At 68.3% G+C, this 3919-nt stretch carries 6 protein-coding genes; 3 read left to right on the forward strand and 3 right to left on the reverse strand.

Features of this window, described 5'->3' with window-relative positions:
* Both ACH107_RS30740 and ACH107_RS30745 read right to left on the reverse strand, forming a co-directional pair.
* A partial coding sequence (locus ACH107_RS30740) for a biotin/lipoyl-containing protein (RefSeq protein ID WP_412509482.1) occupies positions 1-596 on the reverse strand: 596 nt, incomplete at its 3' end.
* Positions 586-1368, reverse strand: a complete 783-nt coding sequence (locus ACH107_RS30745) for an alpha-ketoacid dehydrogenase subunit beta (protein ID WP_412509483.1) — start codon at positions 1366-1368, stop codon at positions 586-588. The genes ACH107_RS30745 and ACH107_RS30740, both read right to left, overlap by 11 nt.
* Here ACH107_RS30745 and ACH107_RS30750 point away from each other — a divergent pair.
* The 3 genes from ACH107_RS30750 to ACH107_RS30760 are packed head-to-tail and all read left to right on the forward strand — an operon-like array spanning position 1349 to position 3494.
* A complete protein-coding gene (locus ACH107_RS30750) occupies positions 1349-2134 on the forward strand; it encodes an NAD(P)-dependent oxidoreductase (protein WP_412509484.1) in 786 nt (261 codons plus the stop codon). The two genes, ACH107_RS30745 and ACH107_RS30750, sit on opposite strands and share 20 nt — an antisense overlap.
* Positions 2131-2847 (forward strand): ThuA domain-containing protein, encoded by a 717-nt coding sequence (locus ACH107_RS30755; RefSeq protein WP_412509485.1) that lies wholly within the window; start codon positions 2131-2133, stop codon positions 2845-2847. Before ACH107_RS30750 ends, ACH107_RS30755 begins: the two co-directional genes overlap by 4 nt.
* Positions 2848-2897: 50 nt before the next feature.
* Complete coding sequence (locus ACH107_RS30760) at positions 2898-3494, forward strand: uracil-DNA glycosylase family protein (protein WP_412509486.1); 597 nt, start codon at positions 2898-2900, stop codon at positions 3492-3494.
* Here the strand turns inward: ACH107_RS30760 and ACH107_RS30765 are convergent.
* The coding region (locus tag ACH107_RS30765; RefSeq protein ID WP_412509487.1) for a GcrA family cell cycle regulator at positions 3491-3919 on the reverse strand (429 nt) is incomplete at its 5' end. The two genes, ACH107_RS30760 and ACH107_RS30765, sit on opposite strands and share 4 nt — an antisense overlap.

Consider the following 3919-nt stretch of genomic DNA (forward strand, 5'->3'; position numbering starts at 1 on the left):
GGGGCCGCCGGGGCCGCGGCAGCCACCGACCGGGCCACCGGGCTGGCCGGGGCCGCGTCGCTGATGATGGCCACCGGGCCGCCCACGGGCACCTCTTCGCCCGCCTGTGCCAGTGTCGCGGCCAGGTATCCATCGCGGCCCGCCTCGACCTCCATGGTGCTCTTGTCGGTCTCGACCTCGAACAGCACGTCCGACGCGGCGACCGCCTCCCCGGGCGATTTCAGCCAGCTGACCAGCAGCCCGGAATCCTGCGCCATGCCCAGTTGCGGCATGGTCACGGAATGCCCCTCGGGCAGGTCCTCTGCCGGGGGCTGCGCCGCCGGGGCTGGGGCCGCGGGGGCGGGCCTGTCATCCTCGGCGCTGTCGCTGATCCGGGCGATCACCGCGCCCACGGGCACATCGTCGCCTTCACCCGCCGTCACGCCGGTCAGAAAGCCCGCGGCCTGGGCCTCGACCTCCATCGTGGCCTTGTCGGTCTCCACCTCGAACAGGGCATCCCCCTTGGCGACCGCGTCGCCGGGGGATTTCAGCCAGGACACGATCTTGCCGGCATCCTGCGCCATGCCCAGCTGAGGCATTGTCACGTCACGCTGCATGAATCATGTCCCCTGCACACAGTTTGCGCGCGTTTTCGGCCACGCCCTCGGGCGTCGGCACGGTGATGTCTTCCAGCGCCGGGCTGAAGGGCACGGGCACATCCATCGCCCCCATGCGCAGCACCGGCGCATCCAGGTGATAAAAGGCCTTTTCGTTGAGGCGCGAGGCGATCTCGGCGGTCACGCCGTAGCTCTGGTGGCCCTCGTCGATGACGATCGCGCGCGAGGTCTTTTTCACCGACTCAAGCAGCGTCGCCTCGTCGAGCGGTACGAGGGTGCGCGGGTCGATGACCTCGGCCTCGATGCCCTCCTTTTCCAGCATCGCCGCCGCCGCCTCGGCCACCTGCACCATGGAGGAGGTCGCGATCAGGGTGATGTCCGACCCGTCGCGCTTCACATGGGCTTCGCCGAAGGGGATCAGGTATTCCTCTTCGGGCACCGGGGCCTTGTCCTGGTACATCAGCTTGTCCTCGAAGATGACGACCGGGTTGTTGTCGCGGATCGCCGTCTTCATCAGGCCCTTGGCCTCGTAGGCCGAGGAGGGCATCGCCACCTTCAGACCGGGGATATGGGCCACCAGCGCCTGCAGGCTCTGCGAGTGCTGCGCCGCCGACCGGCGTGTCGCGCCCAGATTGGTGCGCAGAACCATGGGCACGGTCAGCTTGCCACCGGACATGTAGTGCTGCTTGGCCGCCTGGTTGCACAGCTGATCCATGACCAGGTACAAAAAATCGCCGAACATCAGGTCGACGATGGGGCGCGCGCCCGACAAGGCGCGGGCGCTGGCCGCCCGCACCGGGTGCGCTGTCGCCGACAGCCCCGCCGCACTGACGCAGGCGGCCGAGGTCGTCGTGACCATGCTGGCCGACGATCCCTCGTCCGAGGCGGTGCATCTGGGCGACGAAGGGCTTTTCGCGGGCCGGGGCGCGCGGGTCTTCGTGGAAATGGGCACCATGTCGCCCGATCATATCGCGGCCTTGGCCGAAGCAGCGCCAGCAGGCTGCGCGGTAATCGACGCCCCTGTCTCGGGCGCCACGCAGGCGGCGGCGGATGCGCAGTTGCTGATCATGGCGGGCTGCTCCGAGGCCGAGGCCGCGCCGCTGATGCCGCTTTTCGAGGCCATGGGGCGGGCAACGATCTGCCTTGGCGCCACCGGCGCGGGCGCGGTGATGAAGCTGGCGGTCAACTCGCTGATCCACGGGATAAACCAGACCCTGGCCGAGGCCATGACCCTGGCCGAGGCGGCGGGCATCGCCCCCGAGGCCGCCTACGACGTGATCGAGAACAGCGCCGCCGCCGCACCGATGCTGAAATACCGCCGCCCGCTTTACCTGGACGAGGCGGCCCATGACGTGACCTTCACCGTCGCACTGGCGCGCAAGGACATGCAGGTCACATCCGCCCTGGCCGACAGGCTGGGCACCGCCATGCCGCAGGGGCAGGTGACACTCGACAAGCTGCTCGGGGCAGAGGCCGAGGGCTATGGCGCCCGCGACATGGCCTCGATCCTGCAATTCATGAGGAAGGACCAGACATGAAGGCCGCGCTTTTCGTCGGGGGCTGGGAAGGCCACACGCCGACGCATTTCGCCGATTGGTACAAGGACCTGCTGGAGGCCAACGGGTTCACTGTCGATGTCTACGACTCGCTAGCACCGCTGGACCGGCCCGAGGACCTGGCCGACCTGGACCTGATCACCCCGATCTGGTCCTCGGCCCGTTCGGGCCACCAGGACGAGTTTGGCAACATGACCAAGCCGCAAGAGGACGGGTTGCTCAAGCTGATCGGCGATGGCTGCGGATTGGCGGGATGGCACGGGCACATGGGCGACGCCTTCCGCGACCGCCCGACCTATCATTTCCTGATCGGCGGGCAGTTCGTGGCGCATCCTCCGGGCTGGCCCGACAACCTCCAGCCCAAGGAGGACTACATCGATTACGACGTGACGATCTGCCAGCCCGACCACCCGCTGGTCAAAGGCATCCGCAGTTTCCGCATCCGGTCCGAGCAATATTACATGCTGACCGACCCGTCGAACACGGTGCTGGCCACGACAACCTTTTCCGGCGACCACCTGTGGTGGATCGAGGGCACGGTGATCCCCGTCACCTGGACCCGCCGCTGGGACAAGGGCCGCGTGTTCTATTGCTCCATCGGGCATGAACTCGACGACCTGAAGGTGCCGCAGGTGACGGAGATGATCCGCCGTGGCGCGATCTGGGCCGCCGAGGGCAAGGCGGCGGCTGGCTGACAACGGGGCGTGGCGGCGCTAGGGTGCCAGCCCGAAGGGAGCCGTCAACCGTGGATGCCGACACGCTGAAATCCCGTATCCGGGCCTGTTCGCTCTGTGCCGAGGACTTCGCGGCCACGAGAACCGCCCATGCCCCGCGCCCGGTGCCCTGGTTCCGGCCCGGTGCGCGGCTGCTGATCGCGGGGCAGGCGCCGGGGCTGCGGGTGCATGAAAGCGGGGTGCCCTTCGACGACCGGTCGGGCGATCGTCTGCGCGGCTGGCTGGGCCTGAGCCGCGACGTGTTCTACGACAAGAACAAGGTGGCGATCGTGCCCATGGCCTTCTGCTTTCCCGGCTATGACAGGCGCGGCAGCGATCTGCCCCCGCCGCGCCGCTGCGCCGAAACCTGGCACGCCGTGGTCATGGACAGTCTGCCGAATATCGCCACGACCGTCGTGATCGGCCGCTATGCCCAAGCCTGGCACCTTGGCCCGCAGGCCGCACGGGCGGGCGTGGTCGAGACCCTTCGCAACTGGCGCACCCATGCGCCGGACACCTTCGTCCTGCCGCATCCGTCCTGGCGCAACACGGCCTTGCTGCGCCGCCACCCCTGGATCGAGGAAGAGCTTCTGCCCGCGTTGAAACAACGGGTCCTGGAAACGGTCTAGCGCTTGCGGTCGCGGCGGCTGGACATGGGCTGGAAGGCCACGCCGACGTGGGCCTCGCAATAGGGTTTGCCCTGCTGCACGGTCAGACCGCAGAAATAGAAATCCTCGGTCGCCGGGTCGCCGATGGGCCATTTGCAGGTCCGTTCGGTCAGGTCCATCAGGTTGAGTTTCTTGGCGGTCTTCTCGACTTCGCTGACCTTGGCCAGGGCCTCGGGGTCGATCTCGTTGGCGCTGGGCTGGGGCGGCAAGGGCTGGCCTGCCGGGATGATCGCGCGACGACCGCCCGGGGCCGCGCGCGGGGCGTCATCGTCAGCCTGCTCGGCGTGCGCGGGGGTCTCATCGGGCCAGGATCTGGATGTCGTAGCCTGGCATGGGAACGGTGGGACTGCCCAGCTTGACCGGCAGCGGCTCGATGCCCACCGGGT

It is taken from the genome of Roseovarius halophilus (ex Wu et al. 2025), from assembly GCF_047086965.1.

Excerpts from the sequence above, each read along its gene's own strand:
- ACH107_RS30750 (WP_412509484.1), top strand. The coding sequence starts at position 1,349 with ATGGGGCGCGCGCCCGACAAGGCGCGGGCGCTGGCCGCCCGCACCGGG.
- ACH107_RS30755 (WP_412509485.1), top strand. The coding sequence starts at position 2,131 with ATGAAGGCCGCGCTTTTCGTCGGGGGCTGGGAAGGCCACACGCCGACG.